Origin of the sequence: Acinetobacter sp. ANC 4862 (assembly GCF_004336635.1) — a bacterium.
In the GTDB taxonomy this organism is placed as follows: Bacteria; Pseudomonadota; Gammaproteobacteria; order Pseudomonadales; family Moraxellaceae; genus Acinetobacter.
In genome coordinates, this window is sequence record NZ_SJXH01000031.1 from 26,337 (window position 1) to 40,518 (window position 14,182).

Annotated in this window: 13 protein-coding genes and 1 pseudogene; 5 read left to right on the plus strand and 9 right to left on the minus strand. The window is 40.7% G+C overall.

The window, feature by feature from the left end; translation table 11 throughout:
* Positions 1–12: 12 nt before the first annotated feature.
* On the minus strand, positions 13–1,233 hold the full coding sequence (gene cxpE / locus E0409_RS12620) for a chloramphenicol efflux transporter CxpE (protein ID WP_131291390.1): 1,221 nt from the start codon (positions 1,231–1,233) through the stop codon (positions 13–15).
* 134 nt (positions 1,234–1,367) lie between these two features.
* Here cxpE and purM point away from each other — a divergent pair, with 134 nt between their 5' ends.
* Both purM and purN read left to right on the plus strand, forming a co-directional pair.
* Entirely contained in the window at positions 1,368–2,435 is a 1,068-nt protein-coding gene (gene purM, locus E0409_RS12625; RefSeq protein WP_131291392.1) for a phosphoribosylformylglycinamidine cyclo-ligase, read from the plus strand.
* A 10-nt stretch (positions 2,436–2,445) separates the two neighbouring features.
* On the plus strand, positions 2,446–3,075 hold the full coding sequence (purN, locus tag E0409_RS12630) for a phosphoribosylglycinamide formyltransferase (protein WP_131291394.1): 630 nt from the start codon (positions 2,446–2,448) through the stop codon (positions 3,073–3,075).
* An 81-nt stretch (positions 3,076–3,156) separates the two neighbouring features.
* On the opposite strand, the gene E0409_RS12635 is transcribed toward purN, so the two are convergent.
* Entirely contained in the window at positions 3,157–3,960 is an 804-nt protein-coding gene (locus tag E0409_RS12635) for an alpha/beta fold hydrolase (protein ID WP_131291396.1), read from the minus strand.
* Positions 3,957–4,982, minus strand: coding sequence for a signal peptide peptidase SppA (gene sppA, locus E0409_RS12640; RefSeq protein WP_131291399.1), 1,026 nt, complete (start codon positions 4,980–4,982; stop codon positions 3,957–3,959). Before sppA ends, E0409_RS12635 begins: the two co-directional genes overlap by 4 nt.
* A 130-nt stretch (positions 4,983–5,112) precedes the next feature.
* Between sppA and E0409_RS12645 the strand changes: the two genes are divergently transcribed.
* Positions 5,113–6,069 (plus strand): lysophospholipid acyltransferase family protein, encoded by a 957-nt coding sequence (locus E0409_RS12645; RefSeq protein ID WP_131291401.1) that lies wholly within the window; start codon positions 5,113–5,115, stop codon positions 6,067–6,069.
* Here the strand turns inward: E0409_RS12645 and E0409_RS12650 are convergent.
* The 3 genes from E0409_RS12650 to E0409_RS12660 form a co-directional block, all read right to left on the minus strand.
* Positions 6,066–8,492: a DNA internalization-related competence protein ComEC/Rec2 gene (locus E0409_RS12650; protein ID WP_131291403.1), complete on the minus strand. Its 2,427-nt coding sequence runs from the start codon at positions 8,490–8,492 to the stop codon at positions 6,066–6,068. The two genes, E0409_RS12645 and E0409_RS12650, sit on opposite strands and share 4 nt — an antisense overlap.
* Before the next feature lie 86 nt (positions 8,493–8,578).
* Positions 8,579–9,262, minus strand: a complete 684-nt coding sequence (gene lolD, locus E0409_RS12655) for a lipoprotein-releasing ABC transporter ATP-binding protein LolD (protein WP_131291405.1) — start codon at positions 9,260–9,262, stop codon at positions 8,579–8,581.
* Positions 9,255–10,490 carry a lipoprotein-releasing ABC transporter permease subunit gene (locus E0409_RS12660; protein ID WP_131291407.1) on the minus strand — a complete coding sequence of 412 codons (1,236 nt, stop codon included), beginning with the start codon at positions 10,488–10,490 and terminating at the stop codon, positions 9,255–9,257. The genes lolD and E0409_RS12660 overlap by 8 nt, the downstream gene beginning before the upstream one ends.
* A gap of 23 nt (positions 10,491–10,513) precedes the next feature.
* Between E0409_RS12660 and E0409_RS12665 the strand changes: the two genes are divergently transcribed.
* The gene (locus tag E0409_RS12665) at positions 10,514–11,083 is read left to right on the plus strand and encodes a PilZ domain-containing protein (RefSeq protein WP_131291410.1); all 570 of its coding nucleotides are present in this window, start codon (positions 10,514–10,516) and stop codon (positions 11,081–11,083) included.
* A gap of 4 nt (positions 11,084–11,087) precedes the next feature.
* Here E0409_RS12665 and E0409_RS12670 read toward each other — a convergent pair whose 3' ends face one another.
* Both E0409_RS12670 and E0409_RS12675 read right to left on the minus strand, forming a co-directional pair.
* Entirely contained in the window at positions 11,088–11,999 is a 912-nt protein-coding gene (locus tag E0409_RS12670; protein ID WP_131291412.1) for a DMT family transporter, read from the minus strand.
* A 12-nt stretch (positions 12,000–12,011) separates the two neighbouring features.
* Positions 12,012–12,482: a YaiI/YqxD family protein gene (locus E0409_RS12675; RefSeq protein WP_067863637.1), complete on the minus strand. Its 471-nt coding sequence runs from the start codon at positions 12,480–12,482 to the stop codon at positions 12,012–12,014.
* A 283-nt stretch (positions 12,483–12,765) separates the two neighbouring features.
* Here E0409_RS12675 and E0409_RS12680 point away from each other — a divergent pair, with 283 nt between their 5' ends.
* A complete protein-coding gene (locus tag E0409_RS12680) occupies positions 12,766–13,698 on the plus strand; it encodes a hypothetical protein (protein ID WP_131291414.1) in 933 nt (310 codons plus the stop codon).
* A 320-nt stretch (positions 13,699–14,018) separates the two neighbouring features.
* On the opposite strand, the pseudogene E0409_RS12685 reads toward E0409_RS12680, so the two are convergent.
* A pseudogene (locus E0409_RS12685) lies at positions 14,019–14,182 on the minus strand (IS982 family transposase); the annotation flags it as partial.

Below are 14,182 nucleotides of genomic sequence, written 5' to 3' on the forward strand. Positions count from 1 at the left end.
TGTGTTTTGACCTCAAGGTTCTTTATTGTCTATCACTTCAATCTTACTCGATTTTTCAGCATCTTGCAGACCTTTTGATTCTTGATTTTTCAATTCAATATCGACATCTAGCTGATCCGTTTCAATCGAAATTGATCCTGCTCCAGTATCCTGTATTATCACGGAAGAGTGCCCATATATACGGCTCTTCTCATAGCAGTCGCGTGCATGGCGTAACAGTACGACAATAATCGCTGCAACCGGTAAAGCAATCAACATTCCCAAGAAACCAGCAAGCTGCGCACCTGCCAATACTGCAAAGACCACTGCCACAGGAGATAAACCAATTTTATCACCGAGTAAGAAAGGTTGCAGAACATAACCTTCAATGGCCTGGCCAATCATGAAGACAACGCCTACCAAGACCAGTTGCATCCAATCAATACCAAACTGGAATAGTGTTGCAATGACAGCAGCTATAATCCCAACAGCAAATCCTAGATAAGGAATAATACTCGCCAGTCCCGCAACCATTCCAATAATCAGTCCTACTTCAAGACCAATGACTTGCAAACCGACTGCGTATACCGTACCGAGCAGGAACATCACCAAAAACTGACCTTTAACAAAGGCACCTAATACGCTGTGGCATTCACCTACAATGTGTAAAGTACTTTTCTCATAAGGACGAGGAATTAAACGGCGGAAACTCTCGAGCATACGATCCCAATCTAACAGGAAATAGAATGCAATAATTGGAATCAGAACCACTGTTCCGCCAATTTGTATGAAATTCAGACCCGATTGAGCGACTTTTAACAACATTGCCTGAATACTATCAGCACTATAATTGGTCTGAATATATTCCATGACCACAGTCGACATTTGCTGCGTATCGATTTCCATCGGATCAACACTAAAAGTTTGCGATACCCAAGGTAAAAAGGTGTAATTTAACCAATGAATTCCTGCTGGAATACTGTCCCGCGCATACATCAACTGCTGCCAAACGAGGGGTACCAAATACCACATGGCCAAGGTAAGAACCACGCCAATGCCAACAAAGACAATACTAATGGACAACCAACGTGGCAAACCGATCTTATGAAGTTTATCCACCAACGGGCTAAATAAATAAGCCACCAAAAATGCGGCTATAAAAGGTAATACCACTGGTTTAAGCAGATACAAAACCCAAAGGATTAATGCAATTCCTGAGAGTATAAAAATGCGACGTAAGGTACGATCCACCATGCAAATTCGCCTTTTTTCGGTTTATTCGTTATAGAAAGTAAAATATTTGAATAAAGATAGCATTTTAGCGCATAAATAACATAAGAGTTTCGTATATTCGGGTATAATCGCGGCGCGAATGCGGAGACTTCATTATGAGCAACTCAACTTCCCCAAACACTGGTTTAAGCTATAAAGATGCGGGTGTCGACATTGAAGCGGGCGACGCACTTGTCGATCGAATCAAATCTGTCGCTAAGCGTACCTCACGTCCTGAAGTCATGGGCGGATTAGGCGGCTTCGGCGCTCTTTGTAAAATCCCTAAAGGTTATGAAGAACCTGTTCTCGTATCTGGCACAGATGGTGTTGGTACAAAATTACGTTTAGCACTCAATTTGAACCGTCATGACACGATTGGTCAGGACTTGGTTGCAATGTGTGTAAACGATCTTCTTGTATGTGGTGCTGAACCATTATTCTTCCTCGACTACTATGCAACTGGTCACTTAAATGTGGATGTCGCTGCAAATGTCGTGACTGGTATTGGTGCAGGTTGTGAGCTTGCAGGCTGTGCATTGGTTGGCGGTGAAACTGCTGAAATGCCAGGCATGTATGAAGGTGAAGATTACGACCTTGCAGGTTTCTGCGTGGGTGTAGTTGAGCAAAGCAAAATTATTGATGGTACCAAAGTTAAAGCTGGTGACGTATTGATTGGTGTGGCTTCTTCAGGTGCTCATTCAAATGGTTACTCTTTACTTCGTAAAATTTTAGACGTGAAAAACGTTGATTTAACACAAATCGTGGATGGTCGCCCACTTGCCGACGTGGCAATGGAACCTACACGCATTTACGTAAAACCATTGCTTGAACTTTGCAAACAAGTTGATGTTCACGCTATGGCACACATCACAGGTGGTGGTTTACCTGGTAACTTACCTCGCGTACTTCCAAACGGTGCTCAAGCTGTCGTGAATGAAGCATCTTGGGAATGGCCAGAATTGTTCAAACTTCTTCAACGTGAAGGCGGTGTTGAACAACATGAAATGTATCGTACATTTAACTGTGGCGTAGGCATGGTGATTGTTGTTGATGCGAGTGAAGCTGACAAAACTGTTGAATTGCTCACAAGTCTTGGCGAAAAAGCATGGACGATGGGTCATATCCAAGACAATGCTGAATCTGTTGCCGGTGCTGATGAAAAAATTCGCGTAATTTTTGCATAAAGAACTGCACATGATCAAAATTGCTGTCCTCGTTTCAGGCAGTGGAAGTAACTTGCAAGCCCTGATTGATGCCAATCTGTCAGGTCAAATTGTTGGGGTAATTTCCAATAAGCCTGAAGCTTATGCTTTAGAACGTGCTAAAAAAGCAGGAATTCAAACTGCCGTTATTGAACATAAACAATATCCGAACCGCGAAGCTTTTGATGATGTGATGCATCGACAATTGCTAGATTGGGATGTTGATTTGGTTGTTCTTGCAGGCTTTATGCGCATCTTGAGTGCCAAGTTTGTCAAAGCATGGGAAGGGAAAATGCTCAACATCCACCCTTCTCTCTTGCCAAATTACAAAGGCATGCATACTCATCAACGTGTACTTAATACGGGTGATGTTTTGCATGGCTGCACAGTCCACTATGTGACTGCCGAGCTGGATGCCGGTCAGGCATTAGCTCAAGGTGTACTAAAAGTAAATTTGGATGATGATGTAAGTTCTTTAGCGAATCGCATTCATGTACTTGAACATGTCATTTACCCGCAAGTGGTGGAATGGATCTGTACAGGAACAGTTCAATATACTGAACAAGGTGTATTGTATCGTGGTCAAGCGATGCAGGAACCGGTTCAATTCTGTAAGCTTTAAGCCGAATTTTATGCAATAAAAAACGCATCCTAGGATGCGTTTTTTATTGCTTGGTTTTCTATTCATCAACTGCCTCAGAAATTAAGCTGACTGCTGTTGAATCAATTGCTTAATTAACTCTACAGTTTCGAGCGGTTTTTCAAGTGGAAACATATGACTTCCTGGAACAACCGTATAAGGAATACCAAACTTCTTTTTCGCTATTTGCGGAAAGCCGCGCTCAATAAATGGCCCTTTTTCAGCCATCACCAGCTGGACAGGCACTTGAGGTTTCGGCTGCGGCAGCCACCATAAGGATGGATTGGTTCTAAAGATATTTACCTCATCCATTTTGGAAATGGTCAGCTCCACACCGCCTCGCACCTTGTCTTCCGTTAAAGCATGATCGATATAGGCTTGGAAACATGTTTCATCAAAATGTTGATAAAAGCCTTTAGGACGAAGCAATTCAGCTGCCTGTTCACGACTTTCCCAATGATCTCTGCGACGTAAGGATAAAGATGCCGGCGACATCTTATCTACGGCTTTCAGCTTTAAGGTTTTGGCCACGTGCAAAGCAAATGCATCTTTGCCCATAATTAAGGGCGGATCAATCATAATCACCTGCTCAAACAGTTCAGGACGTTTTAACGCCGCCTGAAAGGTCAGTACAGAACCCAATGAATGCCCGAGTCCAATCACTGGACGACCTTTGGCTTGACGTACAATACTATCAATAACTTGATTGGTCAGGCTTTCCCAATGGTTATCAATGGGGTAGCGTTTATCTGGTCCAAGCAATGGTACATAAATAATGTCGTATTCATCTTTCAGCAAATCAAAGAGCTTTTGATAGACTTTTGATGGCACGCCATTGGCGTGCGCAAAATGGATCAATGGCTTCATTGTAATTTGGTCGTTTGTTCAGATTGCACTTGTTGTGAAAGTGAAGTCGCAAAACCTTGACCGATAGCGCTTCCGATACGTCCAAGTACTGAATCGAAAGGATTATATTCAATGGTGTAATTCACTGCTTTTTCCACTTTTAATTCGCGCTTCAGCGTATTTAAGCTGCCAGTACGATCTGCAATACCCAATTTCACTGCTTGATCGCCTGTCCAGAATAAACCAGAGAATATTGCTGGATCTTGAGATTTCAGCTTCTTACCACGCCCCTGTTTTACTGCATTGATAAAATGTTCATGCACATTATCAAGTACACCTTGTACATGTGCTTTTTGTGCAGCATCAACCGGCTGAGTCATGGAAAGCAATGCTTTGTTTTCACCTGAAGTCATGGTGCGGTCTTCAACACCCAACTTTTTCATCAAGCCATTCACACCATAGTTCGGCATAATTACCCCAATAGACCCGACTAGGCTGGATGGATTAACAATAATTTCATCTGCAGCAGAAGCGATGTAATATGCACCTGAAGCACCCGTATCACCAATCACTGCATACAGTTTTTTACCAGTATGGGCTTTTTTCAAATATTGGATTTCTTGCCAGATTTCATCCGACTGAACCGGTGAACCCCCTGGTGAGTTAATATTTAACACCACTGCTTTACTTTGTTTACTTTCAAAGGCTTTCTTTAATGCTTTGACTGTATCAGTACTATTGACACTTTGCTTGTCTGCAGCAATGGTGCCGATAATATCCACTACCGCAATATGTGAACTGGTCGTTGCCGTTGGATCGGTGGATGAGGTACTGCAACTTTTCCCCAATACCACTAAAACAAACAGGATATAAGCGAAAGTGAGAAATTTAAAAAAGATGCTCCAACGGCGGGCACGGCGTTGTTCTTCTACAGAAGCTAAAACGGCTTTTTCTAAAATATGCCATTCTTTGCCAGTGATGTTTTGTGAATTATGTTGTGTATTCTGAATTTCATTTTCTGGTTTTGGTGGCCAATCGGACATACAAAATAATCCAAGGATGAGTTAAATTGAACTCATTATATACACTGCATCAGAGAAATCTGCCTAAACAAGCTATTTTCGCCTATAATATTTGCACTTTTTGACTCTTTACATACATTGACGATAAGCAATGACCCACAATACTCCAACGGATAGTACATACCGCTTACTGAAATTTGTAAGCCGGCAACCGATTCAAATTTCTAGATTTATCGCTCGAATGTTAGCTGGGCTCGTCAATTTTTTAAAAATGTCAAAAACCTCAGATACGATTCGCCTTAATCTTCAAATTGCTTTGCCAGAATTAACGGCTGAACAACATGAGCAGATTATTCCAAAGGCAATTCATAATGAGCTGACTTCATATTTCGAATTTTTTAGCATTTGGGGTGCTGATAACAATAAGAATATTGCACGTATTCATTCCATTAGCGGTGAACACCTGCTTCAAGATGCACTCAAAGCACCTGAAGGTTTGGTACTGATTATCCCGCATTTTGGCACATGGGAAATCATGAATGCCTACTTGGCTCAATTCACACAAATGACCATTCTGTATAAACCGGTCAAAAATGAATCTGCTGATCAGTTTGTACGTGCAGCCCGAAGTCGTGAACAAGCTCATTTGGTGCCTACCGATGAATCCGGGGTAAGACAAATTTTTAAAGCGCTAAAACAAGGTGGTACCACGGTGATTTTGCCAGACCATACCCCGAATGTGGGTGGAGAAATGATTCCTTATTTTGGGATTCCTCTAGCCACCAGTAATTTGAGCGCCAAACTGATTCAAAAAACCAAAGCCAAAACTTTATTTTTATATGCGCTGCGTAATGATAATCATGGTTTTGATATGCACATCGAGCCTATCGATGACCGTATTTACCAAGGTAACGCCAATGATGGTACCGCTGTTATTTTCGAAGCCATCGAAAATTTAATTCGCCGTTATCCAGAACATTATCACTGGAGTTATAAGCGCTTTAAAGCCAATCCAGAGCTGGATCATGTTTATCATTTAAATACAGATGAAGCACTCAAATTGGTTGCAGAAGTTCGAGCGAAAGCAACTCAGGCTGAAATAGCTTAGGGCTTTAACCATTGTTTTGAATCACGTTCAAACTCAATAGCCATGATGCTTTTGTGTTTGAAAAAACGAATACTCCCATGTTCTATCGTGGTAAGGAGCGGAATTTTTAACTCTTTCAAGCGGGATTCAACAACCACGCTTGGGTGCCCATAGCGGTTATTAAAGCCTGCTGACGCCACCGCCATTTTTGGATTCAATTGCTTTAAAAAATGATAGGCAGAGCTATGTCGACTGCCATGATGTCCCAAAACCAAAACATCGACTTTTAAATCAGGATAATCCTGTAGAATCTGATATTCAGTTGACCAACCGGCATCTCCCATCAATAAAAAATTTTGATAAGGTTGGGCATTTTTTACCTGTAAATAAACCACACAGGACATTTCATTTTTTTCATCTTTAGCATTTCCCAACTGCTCTGCTTTGGGTGACAAAATGGTAAGAGCAACTTGATCGCTCCAATGCCACTTTTGACCTTGACGACAATAATCAAACTGGCTGGAATCAGTGACCTCAACCTGTTCATTTGAATATATATTTTTAATGGGTAAAGCATGTTTAATCGACTCATAAGCCCCTTTATGATCCTGATCTAGATGGGTCAAAATCAGTTGGTTCAACTCGCCCACACCATTCACCGATAAAAAGGGCAAAATGATTTGCTTGCCTACGCTAAATTTAGCTTCATCATAATTTCCACCCGTATCAATCATCAGTGTCTGTTCTTGATCACGGATAAAAATCGCTTGTCCCTGCCCGACATCCAATACTGTCAACTCAAACTCATTTTGACTCGAATCAATCATTATTAAAGGCACAAAGCATAATACTGACCAGGTTTTGGGTACTACACCACGCGGTAAAAACAGAATCATTAACCCTAGGCATAAACTCAGCAACACCCAAATGTTCATCGCCATCGGTTGTAATGCAGGTGAAAAAAGATGTTCTAAACCCTGCATCAAAATAAGCAAAGCTGAAATACCCTCATCATTGATTTGGAAAATCAGACTTCCCAAAGGCTCAAAAATGAAATAGCACAATGCCGCGATCACATCTAAGGGAACAATCACGATACCAATCCATGGAATGGCGAATAAATTGCTCAATGGCGTAATCCAGGCCACCTGTTTAAAGAAAACCAGCATCAATGGAAATAAGGCCAGAAAGATTTTCCACTGTGATTCGATTAAAATTTTAACTTGGGTTTTAACCGCCTGAACCTTGGTCTTAATTTCTTCAGCGTGACTTTGCTGTTGCACAGTTTGATAAATACGTAACAACACAAAGCATGCACCATAGGACAACCAGAACGCAGCCGATAAAATACTAAACGGGTCAAATATCAATAAAATTGAAGCACTAAACAGCAAAATACTTAAAGGTTGAACTTTCTGTTGGAACAGTACAAATCCACTGATCAATAAGCACGTGAGCAAAGTTCTGAAGGCTGGAATTTCAAACCCCACAAAAGCACAATACAACAGCACGCAAATACAAAAAGGCAAAATCAATAGATATTGCTTTGGCCACTTTAAATAAGCTTTTGGACAATAGCGGCAAATCAGTTGATGCAAGCTCCAACATACTAATAACGCAAAAATCAGCACATGTGGTCCTGATATTGCCAGCAAATGGCTCATGCCAAAGCGCTGAAATAACTGTTCAGTTTCGGGTTTGAGTAAACTTTTATCTCCTGTTAACAAAGCCAAAAGTAGCCCTTTATGCTTTACAGGCTGCTGATCAATAAAATTTCGTAGCGCTAGGCGTTGTTGTTCCATCCACAGTTGGATCTGATTTGAAAAAGAATGCTGTTGCCTTACATATCGACCATACCCCAAAGCAGAAATATCTTGCTCAGACAGCTTTTGTACCGAGATCACTTTAAAGCCCGACATAATATTTTGCTGGACATACCATTGCTCTTGATCAAAAACACCTTGCGTTGCATAGCTATGCGCCGGCAGAAGTTTCCCCTGCAAACGATAATATTGACCCAATTCAAGTACAGGTTGATGATGAGCATCTATTTCATGTTTTAAAAATGCCTGCCATTGCACAACTTCAGCATGTCGATTCAACACCTGTATTTTTTGTTGTATCGTTTGATCGCCCAATTGATTGATGTTTTTAACATGAACAACTACTTCAACTGGTTCAGCCTGCTTCTCTCGAAACTGTAAACGGTCATTGAGTTGATGATAGGCATAACTATAGCCAAGCGTAATGCCCAGGCTGAATCCTATACAGAGCTGTAAAAATTTAAACCACAAAGAGTGAGCTTGTTTTAAAATAGTGAGCTTTAAAAGCAAAGACAGGAAGAAAAGAGCAATACAAGGCAGCATTAAGGCCTGCAAGATCGGGAAAGTCTTTCCCATACTGGCAATACCGATTACCCAGCCTACGCAGATTAATTGAATCATTATTTTTATAAGTTTTTTTTATTTTGCGCAATATTAAAGCCCACCGGAGTGAGCTTCAATCAATTTTTTAATTTGTCGATCAGTGTCTAAGCATCAATCCAGACACCATCTTGCATATGCAAAATCGAATCACCGGTTTGAGCCAATTGTTCATCATGGGTCACTATCAGCATCGCCATATTGAATTCGCTGCGTAATTCACTGAGCAGTTCAAAAATTTTCACTGCATTTTTACGGTCCAAGTTCCCCGTAGGTTCATCGGCCAGCATCAGTTCAGGTTTCGCCACCAAAGCACGTGCCAAAGCCACACGCTGACGTTCACCACCAGACAACTCGCCCGGTTTATGGGTCATACGGTGCGATAATCCGACGCGATTCAGCAAGTATTCTGCTTGCTCTTTCGACTGCTTATAGTTGGTTCCTGCACGCAGCATCAGCGGCATTGCGACATTTTCCAATGCTGTAAATTCAGGCAATAAATGATGGAATTGGTAAACAAAACCCAAATGCTGATTACGTAAATAACCACGCTCAGCTTCACCCAAATTATCAAAGCGCTTGCCGTTTAAAAAGACTTGTCCTGCAGTAGGGCAATCCAGCCCCCCCAACACATGCAACAAGGTACTTTTACCCGAACCACTTGAACCCACAATCGAGACAAACTCACCTGCTTTGACTTGCAAAGACAAGTCCTTAATCACTTCTACTGTAGTTTTGCCATCGGTAAAACTTTTCGAGATATTTTTAGCTTCGAGGACAATATTACTCATAACGTAAAGCCTCTGCAGGTTGAGTTTTCGCAGCACGCAAAGCTGGGTAGATAGTCGCAAGGAAGCTTAAAAGTAATGATAAACATACAATCACGACCACATCTTGCCAGCGCAAATACGACGGTAAATAATTAATGAAATAAGCATCAAACAGGTTCAAACCAAATGTGGTATTCAGCCAGCCAATCACACCACTAATACTTGAAGCAAAAATAATCCCGAGAATGGCACCAGAAACCGTACCAATCACCCCGATGATGGTTCCTTGCACCATAAAAATGCGAGTGATGGTCGCAGGTGAAGCACCCAAGGTACGCAGGATCGCAATATCGGATTTTTTATCTGTGACCACCATCACCAGTGATGACACGATATTAAATGCAGCCACTAAAACAATCAGGAATAAAAGCAAGCTGACCATGGCTTTTTCCATCTGGATGGCACTAAACAAATTACCATGGGTAAACGTCCAGTTCGATGCATAGAAATTGCTTGGTAAGTCTTTAACAATATCATCCGCAACTTCAGGTGCAAGGAAGATATCATCCAGTTTTAAACGAACACCTTGGGCACCATCGGGCAAGCGTAACAGAGTCGAAGCATCATTCAAGGCGATATAACCCATCATTGAATCTACCTCTGCCCCAATACTGAAAATCCCGACAATTTTAAAACGCTTGAAACGCGGCACTACACCGGCCGGTGAAGGCGTTGCTTCTGGAAGGACTAAAGTAATATTGTCATTTAAACCTAAACCCAGTGAATCGGTCATTTGTTTACCTAAAACAATGCCAAATTCACCTTTTTTCAGGCTATCAATACTGCCTGCAATCATGTGATCTTGGATGATCGAAACTTTCTTTTCATATGAAGGTTCAATCCCCGTGACCATGATTCCGGCCACCTGTCCTTGCGCTGTAAGCATCCCCTGTAACTGGGTAAATGGTGCTACGCCTTTAACATGCTCATGTTGTTCAACTTTTTTTGCAAGTTCAGGCCAATTTGTTAAAATTTGTGTTGAAGAAACAGTAGCTTGAGGTATCATTCCTAAGACGCGGTTTTTCAGTTCTCGGTCAAAGCCATTCATCACAGATAAGACTGTAATGAGGACGGCTACACCTAATGTGAGGCCGATCATAGAAACCAGAGCAATAAAAGAAATAAAGTGGTTACTACGCCGTGCGCGAGTATATCTCAACCCTATATACAGCGAGATTGGTTTAAACATACCATTTAGTCCGAGGAATAATTATGGAAAATTTACAGCATCAAAGCGGCAACATGGAACGTCGCGTTATGTCGCGTATAGATGCTGCCTTGCGAATTAATTATCAGATTATTTCTGATGATGTCGCGTTTAATGACCCTTACGATCCTAACTTTGTACTGCCACGCTATTTTCTACTACTCGCAGAATTAGATCAATTTGATCATGCAATAAACTACGAATTAGAACAATTATCTGAAAGAGATCAACAAATTGCTCGAATCTTATCCTTATTCAATCAAAAATTAAACCTTATTACCGGTTCTTTGTACGATGCAATTGTACAATCCATGTTACCTATCCCTGAAAATGTCAATTTTTCAGAAACCGGGTTCAGTTTCTTTAATGAGCATCCAATTCAGGAAGGAACCTATATTCATGTGACCTTAAGCCACCCTGAAAATTTCTTTCATATTGCAGCAACTGCACAAGTGGTTTATAGCCGAGCTGAAGACAATGGTAAATTCCGTACTGGCGCCTATTTCATTACCTTACATCCACAAGATCGGGTGAAACTGAGCGAATGTATTACGGTAAGCAAGACTAAAGATTAAAAATTTAAGTACCCGATTTAATCTTATGGGCGAGCTTACGACTCGCCTTAAGGTCACGGTAAAAATAGACAAATAAACCAAACAATAAAATAAATGCCCCGACAAAAACCATTGCCGACAATGACTCGTTATTCAGTACCGCACCAATAAATAAAGCAATCATTGGGGTCATTACCGTGGTTAATGACAAAGTTGTCGCTTGAATATTTTGCACCAATTTGAAATAGCAGAACATTGCAATCAGTGATGCCATTATCACAGCATAAAGCAGTGCCAATAATGACTTGGCATTAGGAATATGGGTGGGTGCATATTGCCAGATAAAAGGCATAATACAGATTGCAGCTACAGTTGAAACAAAAATAGAACCGGTTGCCTGTGCCACAGGATCAATATTCGCATTCACTTTCTTGACCCAAAAAATCGATAAGGCATAAGTAAATACGCTCAGCAACATGAGGCCAATACCGATTGGATTGACATGTTGATTTTCACCGCCAAAACAAATAATGGCTAAGCCTGTAACTGCAATCAACATGCCCAGCCACTGTAAACGACTTAAACGCTGTTTAAAGCCAAAGCGTCCAATCAGACCCGCCATAATCGGTGCCAAACCAAACATCAGGGCAATAATGCCTGAGCTTAAATAGCTGGTCGCAATATAAGTAAAAATCTGCGATCCGATTAAACTAAACGACCCAGCCAAATAGCTATGCCAAGAGGTTGGGTCAAGGGGAAATTTAACCTTTAAAATTACCAATAACAGCACTGCGAGGGGTAAGGCAATAAAAAACCGCAACACCAATGCCCACATTAAATGCAGGTCAGAGACACTCCACACAATAGCCAGTGGTGTCGTGGCCCAAATAAATACCAATAAGGCATAGGTTGAAACAATATTGGCTTTAGAGGGCATAATTGACTCGGTTTATTGTGCAGTTTTACGTTTCTGTTTCTGGATGGTTTGATCGAGTGAACTGGAGAATTCACGTTTATCACGTTCAGAAATCGGCGGTGGCCCACCAGTGTTGACACCTGCCCCGCGTAATGAATCCATAAAATCACGTAAATGCAGACGGGCTTTTACATTCGCCGTGGTATAAACTTCACCGCGTGGATGGATCGCAATTCCACCCTTTTCAATTACCAAAGCCGCAAGCGGAATGTCTTGTGTCATCACAATATCATGCTCTTTCATGCGATCTATGATTTCTTTATCGGCCGCATCTGCCCCACTCATCACCTGAATGGAATTGATTCGAACTGAAGGAGTAATCCCGACATTTTGATTGGCGACAAAAGTGACTTCTAACTGATAACGATCTGAAGCGCGAATAATGACTTCACGTAGAATTTTAGGTAATGCATCGGCATCGACCCAAAGTTTAAATGGCAGCACAAAGCATCCATAGCAAGAAAATATTAAGAGCTAGTTTAACAAATTCGTATGACAAGAGGATGGATAAATCTATTAAGTCAATTCCCTACCTGGTATTTGAATGCGATGAACCTGGTTTTTATACATAAGTTTTTATACATAGGTATTTCTAATACAAGCAGCTCTTAGCCTGAGTATTGAGCACTTTTCTCATAATTTGATGATTAAATTTAGCCAGATGACTTGAAATTTTAAAATAACCCTCGATTTAATATACAAATACAACCCAACATCAATTGTGAATATGAAAAATCAGAATAGACCAGAAATTATCACCATTGAAGATCAAAACTTTGGCAGCCATGTTGAACACTGGAATTTACTCACAGATAATCCAACGACAGATGTACCAAAGTGGCTTGGTCTAGCGCTGAATGCACCGGTTATGCCAATGGGTTTGTGTGCCGAAGAATGTGACATGGACGAAACCACATGGCTCATTCAAGGACCAAAGAAAGCAGCGGTACAAATAAACCAAGTGATTGCGGTTGAAAATAACAAGCCACAAGCGGTGAAAACTGCATTTCCAAGTTTCGAAGGCCCGTATAAAGTTGAGGCCAAAATTGAACGTATTATTAGCTGTAAATCCAATACGCAGGCTGTTTTACGCTTAAACCTAGGTGAAAATACCACTGTTTATGCCTTTGATACCCTATATAGCGTGAATCATGAACACTATGAAAAAGGTCAAACCTATCTGGCTCAGTTAAATGCATGGGCTTATGAACTTGAAGCTGTTTCAGACCATGAACACTTGGTGGTCGATGACCCTGCTTCAATCAAGCACCACCGTGCTTTAAATGATATTTTAGCGGCCAATGACGGCGTTGCCCCTGCCAATTTGCAAGAGCAAATTGATGCCTGGGAGCCTAAATCAGAAGATGATAAAGAACCGGTCACCGTCGATTTCTCAAAAATGGTGGCTTATCTTTATGGCGAAAATATGGGGCAAGAAGATGAAGCCTGGTTTCAGGGTAATATTGTCGGTAAAACCTCAATGTCCTTTATGGAGCAAGACTACACGCTTTATGATGTGGCCTTGATTCATGATGAAAATCAGGAAGCAACCCTGATCCGTATTGCAACCCAGAATGCAGCATATAAAGACTTCCAAATTGGTCAATTTATTCGAGGCAACCTTTGGATTCAAGTCAATATTCATTCTAAAAAACAGTAAGCTACAAACAGCAGCTCAATATTGTGATGATCAACATCACGATTTAGCTGCTTTTTTTTATGTCGGATTTTTATTATCTGGTTTCAAATGATGCTTCATATTTATCCACAGTTAAACATTATATTTAATATTTTTAAATTCAAAATAAAATAAATTTATCCACAATTTTAAATTCAAAACATTATCTTTTAAAATACGCCGCTGATTATATTTTATGGTTAATTTTTAAGCATTTTATACAGTCCAACCCTTGATTGATAAGAAGCTGAGAATAAGTGCGATATTTATTTCGATAAAATAAATATTTTAATTAACCCTAGTTACGGATAAGCTAAATTTCTAACGACATGAATTTTTGGCTTATTCTTCTGACAGAGTTGATAGGCACATAGAGAAGAAAATATGCCTGCTAGGAAACCGGAAATAGCCCGATGTTTACTGCTTACTAAATGGTATTTTTCTTTCAATAAGCCAATTAAAGTTT